Genomic DNA, 21,581 nt, shown 5'->3' with positions numbered 1-21,581 from the left:
TCACCGCCCCAGGCCGAACGGGTTGCCGGCGGCGTGCGGGCTGAGCTTGACCGTGGGCGGGGCGGCCTGGTCGTACCACTCGGCCTGCCGGATCGCCTTCATGGCCTCCTTGCGGCCGGCCGGGTCGAGCCGGTCGACGAAGAGCACGCCGTCGAGATGGTCGGTCTCGTGCTGCACGCAGCGGGCCATCAGGCCGGTGCCGACGATCTGCAACGGGTCGCCGTAGCCGTTGAAGCCCTTGGCGATCACGTTCTGCCGGCGCTTGGTGTCGAAGTAGAGCCCGGGGATGGACAGGCAGCCCTCCGGGCCGTCCTGCTCCTCTTCGTCGGGGAACTCCAGCACCGGGTTGACCAGGTGGCCGAGGACGTCGTCGACGTCGAAGGTGAACACCCGCAGGCCCACCCCGAGCTGCGGCGCGGCGAGGCCGGCGCCGCTCTGCTCGCGCATCGTGTCGGTCAGGTCGGCGATCAGCTTGCGCAGCTCGGCGTCGAAGTCGACGACCGGGTCGGCCGGCGTGCGCAGCACCGGATCGCCGAACAGACGGATGGGCTGGACGGTCACTCGGCGTGGCTCCTTGTCTGGGTCGAACGATGCGCGTCCAGTCTACGGAGTCGGCCCGGCCGCCCCGGGTGGCGTACCGGGAACGGTGACCGGGGACGCCTCCCGGCCGACGCGCACCGGCAGCGTGGCGTGACCACGAAGCGTGAGCCGGACGCGCCGCTCGGGCCGGCCCGCCACGGCGAGGCCGGGCAGCCGGCGCAGCAGCAGCGGGAACGCCACCTGCGCCTCCAGCCGGGCCAGCGCCGCGCCGAGGCAGTAGTGCGGCCCGGCGCCGAAGGACAGCGGGTGGACCTGCGGACGCCACGGGTCGAAGCGCGCCGGCTCCGGATAGCGGCGCGGATCACGGTTGGCCGCGCCGAGCATCACGATCACCCAGCTCTCCGGCGGCAGGTCGACGTCGCCGTACCGGGCCGGCGCGGTGCTCATCCGGGACGTGAGCTGCACCGGCGAGTCGTAGCGCAGCAGCTCGTCGACGTACCCGGGGGCGAACTCCGGGTGCTCGGCCAGCGTCGCCGCCGCGCGCGGGTGCTCCAGCAGCGCCACCAGGCCGTTGCCGAGCAGGTTGGTGGTGGTCTCGAAGCCGGCCACCAGCAGCACGATCAGGTTGGCCAGCAACTCGTCGCCGGAGAGCCGGTCACCGCCGTCGTGCGCCTGCACCAGCGCGCTGGTCAGGTCGTCGGCCGGCGCCCGGCGGCGCGCCGACACCAGCTCGGTGAAGTAGGCGCGCAACTCGCTCGCGCCCCGGTCGGCGACCGCCAGCTCCTCTTCGGTGATCTCCGGTTCCAGCACGCCGGTCAGGTCGGTGGCCCAGCGCCGGAACAACGGCCGGTCCGCCGCCGGCACGCCGAGCAGCGCGCAGATCACCCCGACCGGCAGCGGGTACGCGAACCCGGCCATGAAGTCGACCGGCCCCTCGGCGGCGAGCATCGCGTCGACCAGCTCGTCGGCCTGCGCCCGCACCACGTCGTGCATGGCGGCGATCCGGCGCGGGGTGAACGCGCCCGCCGCCAGCCGCCGCATCCGGCTGTGGTCGGGCGGGTTGGTGCGCAGCATCGACCGGGAGATCGACAGAATCGCCGGGCTCTGCCGCCAGCCGGGCATGAACTGGTCGCGCAGCGCGTCGTCCAGCACCCCGAACCGGGCGTCGCGCAGGATCGCGTCGGCCTCGGCGTACCCGGTGACCACGAAGAAGACCGGGCCGGCCTGGACCACCGGGCCGTGTGCGCGCAGCAGCTCGTACGTCGGGTAGGGGTCGACACGACCCTCGGGGGACATCAGCAGCGCGAGCACGTCGGCAGGATCCACGGTCCGCCTCCCCAGGCGTCGGAGACCCCCATCATGCTCCGCGCCGCCCGAGGGTGGTCAACCCGTCACGGCGAGACGGCGGTATCCACCGCGGTCAGGCGCCCGCGCCCGGCTCCCCGGCCAGCACCGGGCCGCCGTCGAGCAGCGCGTGCTCGGGCAGCGGCAGCGTGATGCCGTGGGCGTCCTCCCAGTCGTGGATCAGCCCCGGCCGGGCCTGCGTGGTGAAGAAGTCGACGGCGCTCATCCCGCCGACCACCGGCTCGTCCACCTCGGCGACCAGCCGGGCGGGGACCATCGGCAGGCCGGCGCGCACCGCCGAGCTGAGCCGCCGGTGCCCGTCGACGACGAAGAAGTACTCGCCGGTGTAGCCGATGCTCAGCGGCTCCGGCTCCTCGCCGCTCTCGGCCAGCTCGGCGGCGAGGTCGGCGTCCCACAGGCCCCGCAGCGCGGACACGTCCTCGGTGGGGTAGACCCGGGTCGGGTCGAGCAGCAGCAGCGGCTGACCGGCGCGCAGCACGTCCGCGCCGAGGCGGCCCTCGTAGACGTCGATGACGTGCTGGATGACCTGCTCCGGGTTGGCCCGGGTGGTGTCGCAGATCAGGTCGTAGTTGCGCAGGCGGGCCTTGTCGACGCCGTAGCGGACGATGAACCGGCCCCGCTCGCTCTCGCTGCGCTCGCGCAGCTTGGTCCGCGCCTCCTCCAGCGAGGTGTAGCTCTCGGCCGGGCCGGACGGGCGGGCCAGCACGCGCCGGGCCGCCTCGGTCGGCTCGGTGATCATGTGCACCTTGAGCGCGTCGGTGAAGAAGTGCCAGGCCAGGCGGGAGTCCATGACCAGCGACTCGCCGGAGGCGGCGATGTCGCGCTGGAGCTGGTCGACGTAGCCGTCGACCGCCTGGTCCAGCTCGGCGTGCAGGTTGAGCTGCAGAGCGGTCATCTGCCGCTCCTGGGCCATCTGGCGGTAGAGGTCGCCGACGCTGACCCGGCGCAGCCCCAGCCGCTTGGCGATCTCGACGGACACGGTGCTCTTGCCACTGCCGAGGTCACCGTTGAAGACGATCGACTGACGAACGGTCACGACTGGTCCACCCCTGCTCACCGGCTGACTGACGACATCGAGTGTCGGCCCGACGTGCTCTGGCACCCGCCGCGCCGCGTCCCGCGCGGGGAAACCGCGCGGCTGGGCATGACGGGCGATGCTATCACCGCCCGCTACCCAATTGCCGGACCAGGTGTGCGGCAAACCCCAGCTCACGACCGTGCGCGAGGGGCCGCGTGCGCAGTGTCACGCGGCGGCGGCCGGTCAGAACAGCACGAGCGGATCGACCTGCAGGCGTACCGGATCGGCCGCCTTGCGGGCGCTGCGCTGGCCGGCGGCGGCGTGCAGCGCCTCGGCCAGCGCGGCGGCCCGGGACCGGGGCACCCGCACGAGCATCCGCTCCCGGCCCTCGTCGGCCGGCACCGGCCCCAGCACCTCGGCGCCGTCCGGCAGCCGGGCGCCGTCCAGCAGGTCACTGACCGCCTCGGCGACGCCGGTGACGCTCGCCATCCGCACCGCCGGGGGGAAGCCCAGCTCGCGCCGCTCGGCCAGCTCGCGGGCGGCGAACCAGGCGGAGTCCCAGCGCAGCAACGCCTGCACCGGCGCGAGCGCGCCGTCCGCGACCACCACCACCCGCCCGCCGGCCGTACCGGGCCGGGCCAGCGCGGCGGCGGCCATCCACCGCCGCAGCGCCTCCTCACCGGCCCGCAGGTCGGCCCGGGTCAGCAGCGCCCACGAGTCGAGCAGCAACACCGCGCCGTAGCCGCCGTCGGCCACCGGCTCGGCGCCCGGCGTGGCGATCACCAGCCCGGCCCCGCCCGGCACCGTGGCGAGCACCTCCTCCCGCCCCGAGGTCCGCACCGGCACGCCCGGGAACGCCCGGCCCAGCTCCTCGGCCGTGCGCCGGGCGCCGGTGACCGAGGCGCGCAGCCGCCGCCCACCGCACTCCGGGCAGGCGTACGCGGCGGCCACCCGGCCGCACCAGCGGCAGGCGGGCGTGCCCTGCGCCGAGGGCAGCGCGAGCGGCCCGGCGCAGTGCGGGCAGCGGGCCGGGGTCCGGCAGTCGGCGCAGGCCACCGACGGCACGTAACCCCGGCGCGGCACCTGCACCAGCACCGGCAGGTCCGCGCGCAGCGCGTCCCGGGCGCTGGTCCAGGCCAGGCTCGGCAGCCGCGCCGAGGCCGCGCCGGGATCGCGGGCCAGTTGCGGGTCGTCGCCGGTGGGCGCCATGGCCGGGGTACGCGCGCGCACCACCGCCCGGTCGGCCACCACCTCCCGGGCCCAGGACGTCTCCACCAGCAGCTGCGCCTCGGCGCTGCGGGCGTACCCGCCGACCAGGGCGGCGGCGTCGCCGAGCTGCGCCCGGGTGAGCAGCACGTCCCGGGCGTGCGGGTAGGGCGCGCGGGGCTCGGCGTGCAGGTCGTCGCCGTCGTCCCAGATCGCCACCAGGCCGAGCCGCTCCACCGGGGCGAACATGGCCGCCCGGGTGCCGATCACCACTGCCACGTCGCCGCGCCGGGCCGCCAGGAACGCCCGGTAGCGGCGGGCCGGGCCGTCGGCGGCGGTGAGGCGCACGTGCCGCCCCGCGCCGAGCACGGCGGTCAGGGCGGCGTCGAGCCGGTCCAGGTCACGGGCGTCGGCCACCACGACCACTGCGCCCCGGCCACCGGCCACGGTGGCGGCCACTGCGTCGGCGTACCGGCCGGCCCAGTCCTCCCCCGGCAGCGCCGACCAGACCGCGCGGGCGGGCCGGCCGTCGGTGAGCGCCCGCAGCAGCGCCGGCCCGGCCGGGTAGTCCCGCCAGCCGCGCGGGTCCACCTCCGCCCGGCCACCCGGCCTGGCGTCCGCGTCCGCGGGCGCGTCGGGGTCGGCGGGCGCGTCCGCGTCGGCGGTGACGGCCTTCTCGGCGCGGGCGTGCCGGGGCGGCACCGCCAGCCTCAGCACGTCGGCGAGGCTGCCCGCGTACCGGTCGGCGACCGCGCGGGCCAGCCGGGCCACCTCCGGGGAGAGCACCGGCACCGGCGAGACGACCTTCTCCAGGTACGCCAGTTTCGGGTGCGCGGAGGACTCGGCGCGCTCCAGCAGCCAGCCGTCGACCAGCTGCCCGGCGAAGCGCACCTTCACCCGTACCCCCGGTTGCGCCTCGGCGTCGAGCGCCGCCGGCACCAGGTAGTCGAACGGGCGGTCCAGGTGCGGCAGGGGCACGTCCACGCAGACGCGCGCGACCGGCGACCCCTGCGCGGGTCGCCGGTCGCGGCGCGTGGCGGCGGTCAGGCTCCCGCGGCCGACTTGAGGTCGGCGGCCCGGTCGGTGCCCTCCCAGGTCAGGTCCGGCAGCTCCCGGCCGAAGTGGCCGTACGCGGCGGTCTGCTGGTAGATCGGGCGGAGCAGGTGCAGGTCCCGGATGATGGCGGCCGGGCGCAGGTCGAACACCTCGGCGACGGCCTTCTCGATCGAGGCGACCGGCACCGTCTCGGTGCCGAACGTCTCGATGAACAGGCTCACCGGGTGGGCCTTGCCGATCGCGTACGCGACCTGGGCCTCGCACCGCTCGGCCAGCCCGGCGGCGACCACGTTCTTGGCCACCCAGCGCATCGCGTACGCGGCAGAGCGGTCGACCTTCGAGGGGTCCTTGCCGGAGAACGCGCCGCCGCCGTGGCGCGCGTACCCGCCGTAGGTGTCCACGATGATCTTCCGGCCGGTCAGGCCGGCGTCACCCATCGGGCCGCCGATCTCAAAGCGCCCGGTCGGGTTGACCAGCAGCCGGTAGCCCTCGGTCTCCAGGCCGAGGCCCTCCAGCTCCGGGGTGATGACGTGGTCCCGGATGTCCGGGGTGAGCAGCGACTCCAGCGAGATGTCGGCCGCGTGCTGGCTGGACACGACGACGGTGTTGAGCCGGACCGGGCGCAGCCCGTCGTACTCGATGGTCACCTGGGTCTTGCCGTCCGGCCGCAGGTAGGGGATGGTGCCGTCCTTGCGGACCGTGGCGAGCCGGCGCGCCAGCCGGTGCGCCAGCGCGATCGGCAGCGGCATCAGCTCGGGCGTCTCGGAGCAGGCGAAGCCGAACATCATGCCCTGGTCACCGGCGCCCTGCGCGTCCAGCGCGCTCTCCGATCCGCCGGTACGCAGCTCGAAGGCGTTGTCGACGCCCTGGGCGATGTCCGGCGACTGGGCGCCGATGGACACGCTGACGCCGCAGGACGCGCCGTCGAAGCCCTTCTTCGACGAGTCGTAGCCGATGCCGAGGATGGTCTCCCGGACGATGGTGGGGATGTCGGCGTACGCCTTCGTGGTCACCTCACCGGCCACGTGCACCTGACCGGTGGTGATCAGCGTCTCCACCGCGACCCGGCTGTGCGGGTCCTGGGCGAGCAGCGCGTCGAGAATGCCGTCACTGATCTGGTCGGCGATCTTGTCCGGGTGGCCCTCCGTGACCGATTCGGACGTGAAGAGACGTGTCACGGCACTCCTAAGCATGTGAAGACTTTTAAAGGTCGCTCGGCGGCAGTTTAGCCATCCTCGTTCCGCCGCGACCCCCTGAACGCGGGCCGACCAACCGTCAGGAACGTGACGGCAACCGCGGACAGACGAGGTCCCAGACGGCGTCGGCCAGGGCCTCCTTGGGCTGCTCGGCCAGCCGGTGCACGGCGCCGTCGGCGCCGATCACGGTGGCCGCGTTGGTGTCGGCGCCGAAGACCTTGTCCACGCCGACCTCGTTGACGACGATCATGTCGGCTCCCTTGCGGGCCAGTTTGGCCCGGCCGTTGGCCTCCGCGTCGTCGGTCTCCGCGGCGAAGATCACCAGCACCTGGCCGGGGCGGCGGACGCGACCCAGCTCGGCGGCGATGTCCGGGTTGGTGACCAGCTCGATGGTCGGCGCGACACCGTCGTCCGACTTCTTGATCTTCCCGGTGGCGTAGCTGGCCGGCCGGAAGTCGGCGGGCGCGGCGGCCATCACCACGGCGTCCGCGTCGACGGCCGCCGCCAGCGTCGCCGTGCGCAGCTCCTCGGTGGTGCCCACCCGGACCAGGTCCACCCCGGCCGGGTCGGCCAGCGCCACGTTCGCCGCGACCAGCGTCACCCGGGCGCCCCGGGCCACGGCGGCGCGGGCGAACGCGTACCCCTGCTTGCCGGAGGACCGGTTGCCCAGGAACCGGACCGGGTCCAGCGGCTCGCGGGTGCCCCCGGCGGTGACCACCACGTGCCGGCCGGCCAGGTCGGCCTCGGCCTCGACGCCGCGGGCCAGGGCCCGGCGGGCCACCGCGAAGATCTCCGCCGGGTCGGGCAGCCGGCCCTTGCCGGTGTCCCGCCCGGTGAGCCGCCCCACGGCCGGCTCGATCACCCGGACGCCGCGCGAGCGCAGCGTGGCCACGTTCGCCACGGTCGCCGGGTGCTCCCACATCTCGGTGTGCATGGCCGGCGCCAGCAGCACCGGGCAGCGCGCGGTCAGCAGCGTGTTTGTGAGCAGGTCGTCGGCGAGGCCGTGGGCGGCCTTGGCGAGCAGGTCAGCGGTGGCCGGGGCGACCACGACCAGGTCGGCGTGCTGCCCGAGCCGCACGTGCGGCACCTCGTGCACGTCGGACCAGACGTCGTCGGCCACCGGCTGGCCGGACAGGGCCGCCCAGGTCGGCGCCCCGACGAAACGGAGCGCCGAGGCGGTCGGCACCACCCGGACCCGGTGACCCGACTCGGTGAAGAGCCGGAGCAGCTCACACGCCTTGTAGGCGGCGATGCCGCCGCCGACCCCGAGGACGATCTCGGCGGGCATCGGCGCGGGCGCGGTTACGGCTGGTCGGTCGGCTCAGCGGTGAGCAGGCCCGCGTTGATCTCGCGCATGGCGATGGAGAGCGGCTTCTCCTGCGGGGTGGTCTCCACCAGCGGGCCGACGTACTCCAGCAGGCCCTCACCGAGCTGGCTGTAGTAGGCGTTGACCTGACGGGCGCGCTTGGCGGCGAAGATGACCAGCGCGTACTTCGAGGTGGTCTTCTCGAGCAGCTCGTCGATCGGCGGGTTGGTGATGCCCTCGGGGTTGGTGGCGATGGATCCCACGAATTATACCTCTGCGTCTCGTGCGCCGCCCGCGGGCGGTCGGGCCGGAGCCAGGAAGGACGAACCGAGCAATCCTACCAGCTCCGCCGCGGCGCGCTCGGTGTGGTCGTGTGCCACGGCGTGGGCGAAGAGGGCCGCGACGTCCGGGTCGGCCCGGTACGCCGGCGGCGCGAGCAGCACCAGCCGGGCGCCGGGCGCCGCCGCCCGTACCGCGAGCGCGCCACCCAGGTCCAGCGGCAGCAGCACCGGCCGGCCCGCGGCGAGCCGCGCCCGTACCTCGGCCCGGGGCACCCCCCGGCGGTACGGCCCGATCCGGCACCACTCCAGCAGTTCCCCGGCGGCGATCAGCTGGTCGAAGGCGGGCGCGTCGAGGAAGACGCGGTCCACGCCGTCCCGCTCGTCGGGGCGCGGCGGCCGGGTGGTGGCGACCACCGGCACCCAGACAGACGCAAGGCGCGCCCGGACCGCCTCGACCACACTGCTCCGGCCGGCCCCGGAGGGACCGGACAGGACAGTGAGCCGAGCCGCCGAGCGCGCCTCGTCATCCGTGCTCACCGCTTGTTTCTACACGGCGGGCCGTTCAGTTCGCGGCGAACTCCCCGAGCAGAGCCTTGCGCTGCTGCTCGCCGAGGCCGCGCAGGCGACGGCTGTCCGCGATCTTGAGCTTCTCCATGATCTGGGTGGCCCGGATCTTGCCGATGCCCGGCATCGCCTGGAGCACGGCCGAAACCTTCAGCTTGCCCACGACGTCGTCGGACTCGGCCCGCTCGAGGACGGTGGCGAGGGTGGTCTTGCCCTGCTTGAGCTGCTCCTTCAGCTCAGCGCGGGCCTTGCGGATCTCCGCGGCCTTCTCCAGCGCGGCAGCGCGCTGTTCGGGGGTCAGTGACGGGAGCGGCACCAGTTCTCCTCAGGTCCCTAGTACGGCGGGCGGAGCGCCCCACCGCATCTGTGAAACGTGGTGTCGCTGGCAACCAAAGGGGTCCGTGGTTCCCAGCGCGGGGAAAACTAGCGGTCAACGGAGATTTCGGCAACGTGGGCGCGCGATGATCAACGGAAAGTGACCGAGCCGTCAGTCAGCCTACGGCGTCCAGGGCACTCCGGCACTCGGCCAGCGCCCGCTCGGCGGCGGCGCGCAGAGCGTCCGGGTCCGGTCCCGCGCCGAGCACCTCCCGGGAGTACGACGGGAGCACCGACGGCAGCGCGGCGCCGAAGACGGTGCGCAACCCGGCGGGCGTGCCGCCCTGCGCGCCCAGGCCCGGAGCGAGCAGCGGACCGTTCACCGAGCCGAGGTCGTGACCGGTCTCGCCGACCGTCGCGCCGACCACCAAACCGAAGCTTCCGAGCGGCTCCGCACCCCGGTTGAGCTGGGAAATCTCGTCGATCACGGTCTGCGCGACGGTGCGCCCGTCGGCCCCGACGGCACGCTGCACGGAGGCGCCCTCCGGGTTCGAGGTGAGGGCCAGGACGAAGACCCCGCCACCGTGCTCGGCTGCGGTGGAGAACATCGGCGCGAGTGAACCTACTCCCAGGTAGGGGCTCGCGGTCACCGCATCGACATACATCGGGCTGGATGGATCGAGGTACGCCGACGCGTACGCGGCCACCGTCGAGCCGATGTCGCCGCGCTTCACGTCAAGCAGAACGAGCGCTCCCAGATCTCGCAACTGTCGGATAGTTGACTCAAGCACCCCGACGCCGCGCGAGCCGAAGCGCTCGAAGAACGCCGACTGCGGCTTGACCACGGCCACCCGGTCCCCGATCGCCTCCACCACGGTGCGGCAGAACCGGTCGAGTCCGTCGACGTCGTCGGTCAGCCCCCAGTCGGCCAGCAACCCGGGGTGCGGATCGATCCCCACGCACAGCGGCCCTCGCTCCGCCACGGCCCGGTGCAGTCGGGCGCCGAACGTCTCCATCGCGTCTCTCCTCTCCCCGCGGCCCCGGGCCGCCTGGGCGTGTCCGGCGACGGCCTTCCCGTCGCGCCCTGTCGAACTCGGCCGGGCTCAGCCGGCCTTCACCGCCGCGGCCACCCCGGCCGCGATCCGCGCCACGTCCGCGGCGTCGCAGACGTACGGCGGCATGGTGTAGACGAGATCCCGGAACGGGCGCAGCCACACCCCCTGCGCCACCGCGGCGGCGGTCGCCCGGGGCAGGTCCACCTCGTGGTCGAGCTGCACCACCCCGATCGCGCCGAGCACCCGTACGTCGGCCACGCCGGGCGCGCCGCGCAACGGCGCCAGGCCGGCCCGCAGGCCCTCGGCGATCCCCGCCACCCGGCCGGCCCAGTCCCCGGCCCGCAGAAGCTCCAGGGAGGCGTTGGCGACCGCGCAGGCGAGCGGGTTGCCCATGAACGTCGGTCCGTGCGCCAGCACCCCGTCGGCGGAGATCGCCCGCGCCACCTCGGGCGTGCAGAGCGCCGCGGCCAGCGTCAGGTACCCGCCGGTGAGCGCCTTGCCGACGCAGAGCACGTCCGGGGCCACCCCGGCGTGCTCGGCGGCGAACATCTTCCCGGTCCGGCCGAAGCCGGTGGCGATCTCGTCGAAGACCAGCAGGATGCCGTGCTTCCGGGTCACCTCGCGCAGCACGCGCAGATAGTGCGGGTGGTGGAACCGCATCCCGCCGGCGCCCTGGACCACCGGCTCGACGATCACCGCGGCCAGCTCGTCGGCGTGCCGCTCCACGGCGTCCACCAGAGCCGCCTCGTACGCCGGGTCGGGCGGCGCGTCGAAGCCGGACGGCGGCGCCGGCGCGAACACCTGCCGGGGCAGCACGTCGCCCCAGAGGTGGTGCATGCCGCCCTCCGGGTCGCAGACGCTCATCGGATGGAACGTGTCACCGTGGTAGCCGCCCCGCCAGGTGCCCAGCCGGCGGCGCTGCGGGCGTCCCCGCGCCCGCTGGTACTGCAGGCACATCTTCACCGCGACCTCGACGCTCACCGAGCCGGAGTCGGCCAGGAAGACGTGTTCCAGGCCGTCCGGGGTCAGCTCGACGAGCGTGCGCGCCAGGCGTACCGCCGGCTCGTGGGTGAGCCCGCCGAACATCACGTGGCTCATCCGCCCGAGCTGGCCGGTCACCGCGGCGTCGAGCGCCGGGTGCCGGTAGCCGTGGATCGCCGCCCACCACGACGACATGCCGTCGACCAGCTCCCGCCCGTCCGCCAGCCGCAGCCGCACCCCTTGCGCGCTGTCCACGACGTACGGCGCGCCGGCGGAGGGCATCGCGGCGTACGGATGCCACACGTGCCGCCGGTCCGCGTCCAGAATCTCCTCAGGCGTCACGTCTCCTCCTTCACCCCTCCCCGCCGCCCCCTCTCTTCCCCCGCGATCTTGCGGTTGCTGCCCCTGCCGCGCCCGGAATGAGGGGGTGTGCCGGGGCCGCGAGTGCAAGATCGCGGGGAAGAGAGGGGTGGGTCAGGGGTGGGTGGTCCGGGTTATGGCTCTCGTCAGGGCGGGGCCGCGGTAGATGAAGCCGGTGTAGAGCTGGACCAGGGACGCGCCGGCGTCGAACATGCGCGTCGCGTCGTCCGGGTCGAGGATGCCGCCGACGCCGATCACCGGCAGCCGCCCGCCGGTCTCCCGGTGCACGAAGGCGACCATCTCCCGGGCCCGTACGGTCAGCGGCCGGCCGGACAGGCCGCCCGTCTCCGCGCCGCGCGCCCGGTCGGCCGGGGCCAGCCCGTCCCGGGCGAGCGTGGTGTTGGTGGCGATGACCCCGGCGGCGCCCCGGTCGAGGCAGACCTCCAGCAGCTCGGCCACGGCCGGCTCGGTGAGGTCCGGGGCGATCTTCACCAGCACCGGCTTCTCCCCCACCAGCGCGGCCAGCAGCGCGTCCAGGTGGGACCGGTCCTGAAGCGAGCGCAGCCCCGGGGTGTTCGGTGAGGACACGTTCACGGCGAAGTAGTCACCGTGTCCCTTGAGCGCCCGGTAGGAGTCGAGATAGTCCTCGACCGCCTGATCCAACGGGGTCACCTTGGACTTGCCGAGCGAGATGCCCAGCGGTACGCCGAGCGGGCGCGGCAACGCCGCCAGCCGGTCGGCGAGGGCCGCCGCGCCCGCGTTGTTGAAGCCCATCCGGTTGATCACCGCTTCGCTGTCGCGCAGCCGGAACAGCCGGGGCCGGGGATTGCCCGGCTGGGCGTGCGCGGTCACGGTGCCGACCTCGACGAAGCCGAAGCCGAGCGCTGGCCAGGCGGGCAACGCGAGTCCGTTCTTGTCCATCCCGGCGGCCAGCCCGACCGGGTTGGGGAAGCGCACCCCGAACACGGTGCGCGGCGCGGACCGGAAGTACGCCCGTCGCAGCGCCGCGAGAACGGCCGGCTGCCGCGACACCGCCGCGAGCCGTTCCAGGGTCCACTCGTGCGCCCCCTCGGCGTCCCCGCCCGCGAGCGAGAACAGCCGGGGCCGCACCACCTTCTCGAAGATCACGCCCCGGCCCCCCGCCCGCTCTCCCCGTTGATCATGAGGTTGACGGCGGATTTGGAGATCCACATCGCCGCCAACCTCATGATCGGCGCGGTCAGGCGCGGGGTCACTCGCCCGCCCGGAGGGCGGCGTGCAGGTCCTGCAGGGGGCGGACCTTCAGGTCGCCCCGGATGCGGGCCTCGATGCCCATGACCGCGGCTGCGGCGCCGGGGACCGTTGTCACGCAGGGGATGTCGACGCTCACCGCGGCGCTGCGGATCTCGTACCCGTCCGAGCGGGCGCTCGCGCCGGAGCCCTGCGGCGTGTTCACCACCAGCGCCACGTCCCCGCCGAGGATCAGCGAGACCGCGTCCGCACCCTCACCCGACTCGTAGTGCTTGCGGATCTGCTCGCAGGCGATGCCGTGCCGGCGCAGCACCTCGGCCGTGCCGGTGGTGGCCACGATCTCGAAGCCCAGGTCGGCCAGGCGCTTGATCGGGAAGATCATGCCGCGCTTGTCCCGGTTGGCGACCGAGACGAAGATCTTCCCGGCGGTGGGCAGCGACCCGTACGCGGCAGCCTGCGACTTGGCGAACGCCTGCCCGAAGCCGGTGTCGATGCCCATCACCTCGCCGGTGGACTTCATCTCCGGGCCGAGCAGCACGTCGATGCCCTTGCCGGAGGGGGTGCGGAACCGCTTGAACGGCAGCACCGCCTCCTTGACCGCGATCGGCGCGTCGGCCGGCATGGTGCCGCCGTCGCCGGTGGGCGGCAGCATCCCCTCGTCGCGCAGCTGCGCGATGGTGGCGCCGAGCGCGATCCGGGCCGCCGCCTTGGCCAGCGGCACCGCCGTGGCCTTCGAGACGAACGGCACAGTACGGGAGGCACGCGGGTTGGCCTCCAGCACGTAGAGCATGTCGCCCTGCAGCGCGTACTGGACGTTGAGCAGGCCGCGCACCCCGACGCCGCGGGCGATCTCCTCGGTGTAACGGCGCACCTGGGCCAGGTGCGAGCCGGCCAGGGTGATCGGCGGCAGCGCGCAGGACGAGTCGCCGGAGTGGATGCCGGCCTCCTCGATGTGCTCCATCACGCCGCCCAGGTAGACGTCGCCGTCGGCGTCCACGAGCGCGTCCACGTCGATCTCGATGGCGTCGTCCAGGAACCGGTCCACCAGCACCGGGCGGTCCGGCGAGATGGCGGTGGCCCGGCCGATGTAGTCGCGCAGCGTAGCGTCGTCGTACACGATCTCCATGCCGCGCCCGCCGAGCACGTACGAAGGACGGACCAGCACCGGGTACCCGATCTCGTCGGCGATCGCCTTCGCCTCGTCGTACGAGGTGGCCATGCCGTGCGCGGGCGCGCGCAGCCCGGCCCGGGACAGCACCGCGCCGAACGCGCCGCGCTCCTCGGCCAGGTGGATCGACTCCGGGGAGGTCCCGACGATCGGCACCCCGGCGTTCTTGAGCCGCTGGGCCAGGCCGAGCGGCGTCTGCCCGCCGAGCTGGACGATCACCCCGATCACGCCGGGGCCGCCGGCGGCCTTGCCGGAGGAGTCCTCGGCGTGCCAGACCTCCAGCACGTCCTCGAACGTCAGCGGCTCGAAGTAGAGCCGGTCGGCGGTGTCGTAGTCGGTGGAGACGGTCTCCGGGTTGCAGTTGACCATCACCGTCTCGTAGTCCACGGCCCGGAGCGCCTGGACCGCGTGCACGCACGAGTAGTCGAACTCGATGCCCTGACCGATCCGGTTCGGCCCGGAGCCCAGGATCAGCACCTTCGGCCGCGCCGAGGGCGCCACCTCGGTCTCCGAGTCGTAGGTCGAGTAGTGGTACGGCGTGGTCGCCTCGAACTCGGCCGCGCAGGTGTCCACCGTCTTGTAGACCGGCCGTACGCCGAGCCGGTGGCGCAGCGTGCGGACGCCGTCCTCGGCGGCCAGCTCGGGACGCAGCGCGGCGAGTTGCCGGTCGGACAGGCCGGCGCGCTTGGCCCGGCGCAGCAGACCGGCGTCGAGCACCGGCGCGGCCACGATCTCGGCGCGCAGCTCGACCAGCGAGGCGATCTGGTCCAGGAACCACGGGTCCATGCCGCCGGACGCCTCGGACACCTCGGCGATCGACGCGCCCAGGCGCAGCGCCCGCTCGACGGTGTAGAGCCGGCCGTCGTGCGGCGTCCGCAGCGCCGCGAGGGTGTTCTCCAACGTGGCGCCGTCCGGGTCCGGAGTGGTCCAGAAGCCCGACGCCTTGGTTTCCATCGAGCGCATCGCCTTGTTCAGCGCCTCGGTGAAGTTGCGGCCCAGGCTCATCGCCTCGCCCACCGACTTCATGGTGGTGGTCAGCTCCGGGTCGGCGCCGGGGAACTTCTCGAACGCGAACCGGGGGATCTTCACCACCACGTAGTCGAGCGTCGGCTCGAACGCCGCAGGCGTCTTGAGCGTGATGTCGTTCGGGATCTCGTCCAGCGTGTAGCCGATGGCCAGCTTCGCGGCGATCTTCGCGATCGGGAAGCCGGTGGCCTTCGACGCCAGCGCCGAGGAACGCGACACCCGGGGGTTCATCTCGATCACGACGATCCGGCCGTCGGCCGGGTTGACCGCGAACTGGATGTTGCAGCCGCCGGTGTCCACCCCGACCTCGCGCAGCACCGCGATGCCGAGGTCACGCAGCCGCTGGTACTCCCGGTCGGTGAGCGTCATCGACGGCGCGACGGTGACGCTGTCGCCGGTGTGCACGCCCATCGGGTCGACGTTCTCGATCGAGCAGACCACCACCACGTTGTCGTGGCGGTCGCGCATCAGTTCGAGCTCGTACTCCTTCCAGCCGAGCACGCTCTCCTCGATGAGCACCTCGTGCACCGGGCTGGCCGCGAGGCCCGAGCCGGCGATGCGCTCCAGGTCCTCGTCGGTGTGCGCCATGCCGGAACCGAGGCCGCCCATCGTGAACGACGGCCGGATGACCACCGGCAGGCCCAGCTCGGCGACCGTCTCGCGGACCTCGTCCATCGAGTGGCAGACCCGCGAGCGCGGCACCAGCGCGGACGGATCCTCCAGGCCCAGCCGTACGCCGGCCTTCGCGACGATCTCCTTGAACAGCTGCCGGTCCTCGCCCCGGTTGATCGCCTCGATGTTCGCGCCGATCAGCTCGACGCCGTACTTCTCCAGCACGCCGGCCTCGTGCAGCGCGACGGCGGTGTTCAGCGCGGTCTGCCCGCCCAGCGTCGGCAGCAGCGCGTCGGGGCGCTCCTTGGCGATGACCAGCTCGACGAACTCCGGGGTGATCGGCTCGACGTACGTGGCGTCGGCGAACTCCGGGTCGGTCATGATCGTCGCCGGGTTGGAGTTGACCAGGCTGACCCGGATCCCCTCGCTGCGCAGCACCCGGCAGGCCTGGGTGCCGGAGTAGTCGAACTCGCAGGCCTGTCCGATCACGATCGGCCCGGAGCCGATCACCAGGACGTGCTTGAGGTCGGTCCGCTTAGGCATTCTTGCGCCCCTCGATCAGCTCTGCGAAACGGTCGAAGAGGTAGTCCGCGTCGTGCGGGCCGGCCGCCGCCTCCGGGTGGTACTGGACGGTGAAAGCGGGGATGTCGACGCCCCGCAGCCCCTCGACCACGTTGTCATTGAGGCAGACGTGTGACACCTGGACACCGCCGAACTCGGTCTGGATCACCTGATCCGGCACCACCGCGCCAGCCCCGGCGCCCGGCACCTGCACCGCGAAGCCGTGGTTGTGGCTGGTCACCTCGACCTTGCCGGTGGCCCGGTCGAGCACCGGCTGGTTGATGCCGCGGTGGCCGTACCCCAGCTTGTAGGTGCCGAAGCCGAGCGCCCGGCCGAGGATCTGGCTGCCGAAGCAGATGCCGAACAGCGGGATCCGCCGGGCCAGCACCTCCCGGGCCAGCGCCACCGGACCGTCGGCGGTCGCCGGGTCGCCCGGGCCGGGCGAGAAGAAGACCGCGTCCGCGCCGGTGGCGAGCAGGTCCTCGATCGTCGACCCGGCGGGCAGCACGTGGGTGGTGACGCCGCGGGCGGCGAGCCGGCGCGGCACGTTGCGCTTGATGCCCAGGTCCACCGCGGCCACCGTGAACCGGTGCTCGCCCTCCGCCTCGACCACGTACGGCTTGGCGGTGGTCACCTCGTCGGACAGGTTCGCGCCGACCATCTGCGGCGAACGGCGCACCCGCTCCAGCAGCGCGGCCGGGTCGTCCTCGACGCTGGAGATGCCGACCCGCATCGCGCCGCGCTCGCGCAGGTGCCGGGTCAGCGCCCGGGTGTCCACCCCGCTGATGCCGACGACGCCCTCGGCGGCGAGCCGGTCCTCCAGCCCGCCGTCGGCGCGCCAGTTGGAGCTGATCCGGGCCGGGTCACGCACCACGTACCCGGCCACCCAGATCCGGTCGGACTCGTCGTCCTCACCGTTGACGCCGGTGTTGCCGATGTGCGGCGCGGTCTGCACCACCACCTGCCGGTGGTACGAGGGGTCGGTGAGCGTCTCCTGGTAGCCGGTCATGCCGGTGTTGAAGACCGCCTCGCCGAAGGTCTCCCCGACGCTGCCGTACGCCTCGCCGTGGAACGTGCGCCCGTCCTCGAGGACGAGAATCGCAGGACGTCTCTTCACTTAACTGCCTTTCCGTCCAGGACCGTCGGCTCGCCGCGCAGGAAGGTCGCCACGATGCGACCCGGCAGCGTCATGCGGGCGTACGGGGTGTTACGACTACGGCTGGCCAGCTCCGCCGGTTCGATGACGCGGCGGGCGGCGGGGTCGACAAGGGTCAGGTTGGCCGGCACGCCGGGCGCCGGGTCGACGCCGTGCCCGGTCAGCCCGGCGATGCGGGCCGGCGTGCGGGACATCCGCTCGGCGATCAGGTCCCAGCGGGGGCCGAACACGTCGAGCGCGATGGACAGGGCGGTCTCCAGGCCGAGCATGCCCGGCCGGGCGTACGCCCACTCGCACTCCTTGTCCTCCACGGCGTGCGGGGCGTGGTCGGTGGCGATGATGTCGATCACGCCCTCGGCCAGCGCCTCCCGCAGCGCGGCGATGTCCGCGGCGGTGCGCAGCGGCGGGTTGACCTTGAAGACCGGGTCGTAGCTCTCCGCCTTGGCGTCGGTCAGCAGCAGGTGGTGCGGCGTCACCTCGGCGGTGACCCGTACCCCGCGCGCCTTGGCCTGGCGCAGCACCTCGACGCTGCCGGCGGTGGAGACGTGGCAGACGTGCAGGCGGCTGCCCACGTGCTCGGCCAGCAGCACGTCCCGGGCGATGATCGCCTCCTCGGCGACGGCCGGCCAGCCGGTCAGCCCGAGGCGGGTGGACACCTCGCCCTCGTGCATCTGCGCGCCCTCGGTCAGCCGGGGCTCCTCGGCGTGCTGGGCGATCACGCCGTCGAACGCCTTGACGTACTCCAGCGCCCGGCGCATCAGCCGCGGGTCGGCCACGCAGTGCCCGTCGTCGGAGAAGATCCGCACCCCGGCGGCGGAGTCGGCCATCGCGCCCAGCTCGGCCAGGCGCTCGCCGGCCAGCCCGACGGTGACCGCGCCGATCGGCTGCACGTCGACCAGGCCGGCCTCCCGGCCGAGCCGCCACACCTGCTCGACCACGCCGGCGGTGTCGGCGACCGGCGAGGTGTTCGCCATCGCGCACACCGCCGTGTAGCCGCCGAGCGCCGCGGCCCGGGAACCGGACTCGACGGTCTCGGCGTCCTCCCGGCCGGGCTCGCGCAGGTGGGTGTGCAGGTCGACCAGGCCGGGCAGCGCGACCAGGCCGGTCGCGTCGACGACCGTGGCGTCGTCGGCGGCGAGTCCGTCGCCGACGGCGGCCACCACGCCGTCGCGGATGAGCAGGTCGGTCGGCTCGCCGCCGACCACACTGACGTTAGTGATGAGGTACGCGGTCACCGGTTGTTCCCTCCGAGCAGCAGGTAGAGCACGGCCATCCGCACGGAGACCCCGTTGGCGACCTGTTCGACGATGGTGGAGCGGGGCGAGTCGGCCACCTCGGGCGTGATCTCCATCCCCCGGTTCATCGGCCCGGGGTGCATGACGATCGCGTGCTCGGGCAGCCGGCGCATGCGCGGCCCGTCGAGCCCGTAGCGGCGGGCGTACTCGCGGGCCGACGGGAAGTAGGAGTCACCCATCCGTTCGCGCTGCACCCGCAGCATCATCACCACGTCCACATCTGGGAGAACGGCGTCGAGGTCGTAACAGACGTCGGTGCCGGGGGCCAGGGCGGCGGCGATGTCGACCGGGATGAGCGTGGGCGGGCCGATCAGGGTGACCTTCGCGCCGAGCGTGGACAGCAGCAGCACGTTGGAGCGGGCCACCCGGGAGTGCAGCACGTCGCCGACGATCGCCACGTGCAGGCCGTCGAGCCGGCCCAGCCGGGACCGCATCGTGTACGCGTCGAGCAGCGCCTGGGTGGGGTGCTCGTGGGTGCCGTCACCGGCGTTGACCACCGACCCGTCGACCCACTCGGCCAGCCGGTGCGGCGCGCCCGAGGCGGGGTGCCGGACGACCACCGCGTCCGCGCCCATCGCCTGGAGCGTCAGAGCCGTGTCCTTCAGGCTCTCCCCCTTGGCCACGCTGGAACCCTTGGCAGAGAAGTTGATCACGTCGGCGCTGAGCCGCTTGGCGGCCGCCTCGAACGAGATCCGGGTCCGGGTGGAGTCCTCGTAGAAGAGGTTCACCACGGTGCGCCCGCGCAGCGCGGGCAGCTTCTTGACCTCGCGCCCGGCCACCGTCGCCATCTCCGCGGCGGTGTCCAGGACCAGGGTGGCGGTGGCGGCGTCCAGGTCGGCGCCGGAGAGCAGGTGCCGGATCATGCGGGAGAGCCTCCGTACAGCCGTACCTCGTCGGCGCCGTCGGTCTCGGCGAGGGTGACCTTCACGTTCTCGGCCAGCGCGGTGGGGATGTTCTTGCCGACGTAGTCGGCGCGGATCGGGAGCTGACGGTGACCGCGGTCGACCAGGACGGCGAGTTGCACCGAGGCCGGGCGGCCGACGTCGCTGAGCGCGTCGAGCGCGGCCCGTACGGTGCGGCCGGAGAACAGCACGTCGTCGACGAGGATCACCCGCTTGCCGTCGATCCCGCCGGACGGCAGGTCGGTCGGGCCGACCGCGCGGGTGGCGTGCCGGCGCAGGTCGTCGCGGTAGAGCGTGATGTCGAGCACGCCGACCGGGACGGTGACGTCCTCGAACGTGCTGATCCGGTCCGCGAGGCGGCGGGACAGCGGCACACCGCGGGTGGGGATGCCGAGCAGCACGGTGTCGGCGGCGCCCTGGGTCTTCTCCAGGATCTGGTGGGCGATGCGGTCGACCACCCGCGACACGTCCGCAGCGGCGAGGATCACCTTCACCGAGGGTTGTCGCGGCGGTGACGAATGGGCAGCCGGTGGGTAGGCCACGGCGGACCTCCTTCCCCGCCTCACGGGACGGGTCGTTAAAGGACGTCTGGGTCGGCTCCGGGGGCCCGCGCGGGGCCCGGACCGGGGCTTCACGCCACGTTACCAGCGGTCACCGGGCCGCCCGCCGCCGGTACTGACCTGCTGGTCAGCCCGGAGAAATGGGGACAAGCCACACGAGCGTCCTAGACGTCGTGGACAGCAACACTTGACCGCGTGTCGCAATCCCCGTACCGTCACGCTCCGTAGCGATAGCTGGGAGAACCCCGAGCAGCACTGGGAGTGTCCGAATGCCCTCTGAATACGCCAAGTCGCTGGGCGCCCGCCTGCGCTCCATCCGCCAGCAGCAGGGCCTGTCCCTGCAGGGGGTGGAGGAGAAGTCGAACGGGCGGTGGAAGGCCGTGGTGGTCGGCTCGTACGAGCGCGGCGACCGCGCCGTCACCGTGTCCCGCCTGGCGGAACTGGCCGACTTCTACCGCGTTCCCGTCTCGGAGCTGCTGCCCGACGGCAGCGGGGTGCGTCACGAGCCCACCAGCAAGATCGTGCTGGACCTGGAGCGGCTCTACGACGAGGCCTCCGAGGACCTGGCCTACGTCGCCCGCTACGCGCGCGCCATCCAGCAGCAGCGCGGCGACTACAACGGCCGGGTGCTCTCCATCCGCGCCGACGACCTGCGCGCCCTCGCGATCGTCTACGACGCCTCACCGTCGGGGCTGATCGAGCGGCTGACCGAGCACGGCGTGCTGGTCGCCGACCCGCGGGCGTTCTTCGCGTCCTGACATCCGCGTACGAGAAGGGCCCGTGCCGTCCGGCACGGGCCCTTTCGTCGTCGGAGCGCGGGGCTCAGCGGCTGGCGTACTCGGCGATCCGGCCGAGAATGCCGTTGAGGAACCGGGGCGAGTCGTCCGTCGACATCTGCCGGGCCAGCTCCACCGCCTCGCTGATCGCCACCGCGTCGTCGATCTCGTCGACGTAGAGCAGTTCGTACACGGCGATCCGGGCCAGGTTGCGGTCGACCACCGGCATCCGGTCCAGCGTCCACCCCTCGGCGTAGCTGGCGATCGTCTCGTCGATCCGGTCGAGGTGCGCCGCCACGCCCTCGACCAGCCCGACCGCGTAGCCGAGGTGGTCGGGGCGCGGCTGCTCGATCCGCTCCAGGTAGCCGGCGAGCACCTCGACCGGCGGGCGGTCCCGCAGGTCGGCCTCGAAGAGCACGTCCAGCGCCCGCTTGCGCGCCTTGCGACGCGCGGGCATCTGCTGCTTGGGACCCTCGGCCATCAGGCTCGGCCGAGGTAACGGCCGTCGCGGGTGTCGACCTTGATCTTCTCACCGGTGGTGATGAACAGCGGCACCTGCACTGTGGCGCCGGTCTCGACGGTGGCCGGCTTGTTGCCGCCGGTCGACCGGTCGCCCTGCAGGCCCGGCTCGGTGTAGGTGACCTCGAGCACGACCGAGGTCGGCAGCTCGATGTACAGCGGCACGCTCTCGTGGGTGGCGACGGTCGCCTCGGCCTCGGGGAGGAGGTAGTTGGCGGCCTCGCCGACGGTGCCGCCGGGGACGGTGATCTGGTCGAACGTCTCCAGATCCATGAAGACGTAGTCCTCGCCGTCGGCGTACAGGTACTGCATGGTGCGCTTGTCCACGGTCGCGGTCTCGACCTTGGTGCCCGCGTTGAAGGTCTTGTCGACCACCTTGCCGGACAGCACGTTCTTCAGCGTGGTGCGCACGAAGGCACCACCCTTACCGGGCTTGACGTGCTGGAACTCGACGACGGCCCACAGCTCGCCGTCCAGGTTGAGTACCAGGCCGTTCTTCAGGTCGTTGGTGGTGGCCATTTCCTGCCTTGATC

20 protein-coding genes are annotated in these 21,581 nt (G+C 73.2%); 1 reads left to right on the top strand and 19 read right to left on the bottom strand.

From position 1 onward, the window contains the following. The 17 genes from def to pyrR form a co-directional block, all read right to left on the bottom strand. Positions 1 to 561, bottom strand: a complete 561-nt coding sequence (def, locus tag J3R08_RS12335) for a peptide deformylase (RefSeq protein WP_043324943.1) — start codon at positions 559 to 561, stop codon at positions 1 to 3. A 42-nt stretch (positions 562 to 603) separates the two neighbouring features. Further along, positions 604 to 1,836: a cytochrome P450 gene (locus J3R08_RS12330; protein WP_245255236.1), complete on the bottom strand. Its 1,233-nt coding sequence runs from the start codon at positions 1,834 to 1,836 to the stop codon at positions 604 to 606. A 124-nt stretch (positions 1,837 to 1,960) separates the two neighbouring features. Next, positions 1,961 to 2,941 carry an AAA family ATPase gene (locus J3R08_RS12325; protein ID WP_113973136.1) on the bottom strand — a complete coding sequence of 327 codons (981 nt, stop codon included), beginning with the start codon at positions 2,939 to 2,941 and terminating at the stop codon, positions 1,961 to 1,963. A gap of 225 nt (positions 2,942 to 3,166) precedes the next feature. Then, positions 3,167 to 5,113 (bottom strand): primosomal protein N', encoded by a 1,947-nt coding sequence (locus J3R08_RS12320; protein WP_209961166.1) that lies wholly within the window; start codon positions 5,111 to 5,113, stop codon positions 3,167 to 3,169. 59 nt (positions 5,114 to 5,172) lie between these two features. After that, a complete protein-coding gene (gene metK / locus J3R08_RS12315) occupies positions 5,173 to 6,378 on the bottom strand; it encodes a methionine adenosyltransferase (RefSeq protein WP_030502493.1) in 1,206 nt (401 codons plus the stop codon). 82 nt (positions 6,379 to 6,460) lie between these two features. Further along, on the bottom strand, positions 6,461 to 7,669 hold the full coding sequence (coaBC, locus tag J3R08_RS12310) for a bifunctional phosphopantothenoylcysteine decarboxylase/phosphopantothenate--cysteine ligase CoaBC (protein WP_209961165.1): 1,209 nt from the start codon (positions 7,667 to 7,669) through the stop codon (positions 6,461 to 6,463). A gap of 14 nt (positions 7,670 to 7,683) precedes the next feature. Next, on the bottom strand, positions 7,684 to 7,950 hold the full coding sequence (gene rpoZ, locus J3R08_RS12305) for a DNA-directed RNA polymerase subunit omega (RefSeq protein WP_013285517.1): 267 nt from the start codon (positions 7,948 to 7,950) through the stop codon (positions 7,684 to 7,686). A 3-nt stretch (positions 7,951 to 7,953) separates the two neighbouring features. After that, positions 7,954 to 8,505: a guanylate kinase gene (locus tag J3R08_RS12300; RefSeq protein WP_064448505.1), complete on the bottom strand. Its 552-nt coding sequence runs from the start codon at positions 8,503 to 8,505 to the stop codon at positions 7,954 to 7,956. Positions 8,506 to 8,530: 25 nt separating this feature from the next. Next, complete coding sequence (gene mihF, locus J3R08_RS12295) at positions 8,531 to 8,848, bottom strand: integration host factor, actinobacterial type (protein WP_013285515.1); 318 nt, start codon at positions 8,846 to 8,848, stop codon at positions 8,531 to 8,533. A 175-nt stretch (positions 8,849 to 9,023) separates the two neighbouring features. Beyond that, positions 9,024 to 9,863, bottom strand: a complete 840-nt coding sequence (pyrF, locus tag J3R08_RS12290; protein ID WP_043324947.1) for an orotidine-5'-phosphate decarboxylase — start codon at positions 9,861 to 9,863, stop codon at positions 9,024 to 9,026. Positions 9,864 to 9,950: 87 nt separating this feature from the next. Continuing rightward, complete coding sequence (locus tag J3R08_RS12285) at positions 9,951 to 11,225, bottom strand: adenosylmethionine--8-amino-7-oxononanoate transaminase (RefSeq protein ID WP_069087676.1); 1,275 nt, start codon at positions 11,223 to 11,225, stop codon at positions 9,951 to 9,953. Between the two features lie 132 nt (positions 11,226 to 11,357). Further along, complete coding sequence (locus J3R08_RS12280) at positions 11,358 to 12,371, bottom strand: quinone-dependent dihydroorotate dehydrogenase (protein ID WP_043324949.1); 1,014 nt, start codon at positions 12,369 to 12,371, stop codon at positions 11,358 to 11,360. Between the two features lie 103 nt (positions 12,372 to 12,474). Further along, positions 12,475 to 15,822, bottom strand: a complete 3,348-nt coding sequence (gene carB, locus J3R08_RS12275) for a carbamoyl-phosphate synthase large subunit (RefSeq protein WP_043324950.1) — start codon at positions 15,820 to 15,822, stop codon at positions 12,475 to 12,477. Next, entirely contained in the window at positions 15,815 to 16,957 is a 1,143-nt protein-coding gene (gene carA / locus J3R08_RS12270; protein WP_043324951.1) for a glutamine-hydrolyzing carbamoyl-phosphate synthase small subunit, read from the bottom strand. Before carA ends, carB begins: the two co-directional genes overlap by 8 nt. Next, a complete protein-coding gene (locus tag J3R08_RS12265; RefSeq protein ID WP_113973141.1) occupies positions 16,954 to 18,231 on the bottom strand; it encodes a dihydroorotase in 1,278 nt (425 codons plus the stop codon). Before J3R08_RS12265 ends, carA begins: the two co-directional genes overlap by 4 nt. Further along, entirely contained in the window at positions 18,228 to 19,154 is a 927-nt protein-coding gene (locus J3R08_RS12260) for an aspartate carbamoyltransferase catalytic subunit (RefSeq protein WP_030502502.1), read from the bottom strand. Before J3R08_RS12260 ends, J3R08_RS12265 begins: the two co-directional genes overlap by 4 nt. Beyond that, on the bottom strand, positions 19,151 to 19,735 hold the full coding sequence (gene pyrR / locus J3R08_RS12255; protein WP_043324953.1) for a bifunctional pyr operon transcriptional regulator/uracil phosphoribosyltransferase PyrR: 585 nt from the start codon (positions 19,733 to 19,735) through the stop codon (positions 19,151 to 19,153). The genes J3R08_RS12260 and pyrR overlap by 4 nt, the downstream gene beginning before the upstream one ends. 287 nt (positions 19,736 to 20,022) lie before the next feature. Here pyrR and J3R08_RS12250 point away from each other — a divergent pair, with 287 nt between their 5' ends. Further along, positions 20,023 to 20,511: a transcriptional regulator gene (locus J3R08_RS12250; RefSeq protein ID WP_013285505.1), complete on the top strand. Its 489-nt coding sequence runs from the start codon at positions 20,023 to 20,025 to the stop codon at positions 20,509 to 20,511. A gap of 64 nt (positions 20,512 to 20,575) precedes the next feature. On the opposite strand, the gene nusB is transcribed toward J3R08_RS12250, so the two are convergent. Both nusB and efp read right to left on the bottom strand, forming a co-directional pair. Next, on the bottom strand, positions 20,576 to 20,986 hold the full coding sequence (nusB, locus tag J3R08_RS12245) for a transcription antitermination factor NusB (RefSeq protein WP_174534511.1): 411 nt from the start codon (positions 20,984 to 20,986) through the stop codon (positions 20,576 to 20,578). A gap of 23 nt (positions 20,987 to 21,009) precedes the next feature. After that, entirely contained in the window at positions 21,010 to 21,567 is a 558-nt protein-coding gene (efp, locus tag J3R08_RS12240; protein ID WP_013285503.1) for an elongation factor P, read from the bottom strand. Positions 21,568 to 21,581 lie beyond the last annotated feature (14 nt).

The sequence above is a fragment of the Micromonospora sp. HB375 genome, from assembly GCF_017872985.1.
In the GTDB taxonomy this organism is placed as follows: domain Bacteria; phylum Actinomycetota; class Actinomycetes; order Mycobacteriales; family Micromonosporaceae; genus Micromonospora; species Micromonospora chalcea.
This window is presented reverse-complemented; position numbering and strand designations above follow the sequence as displayed.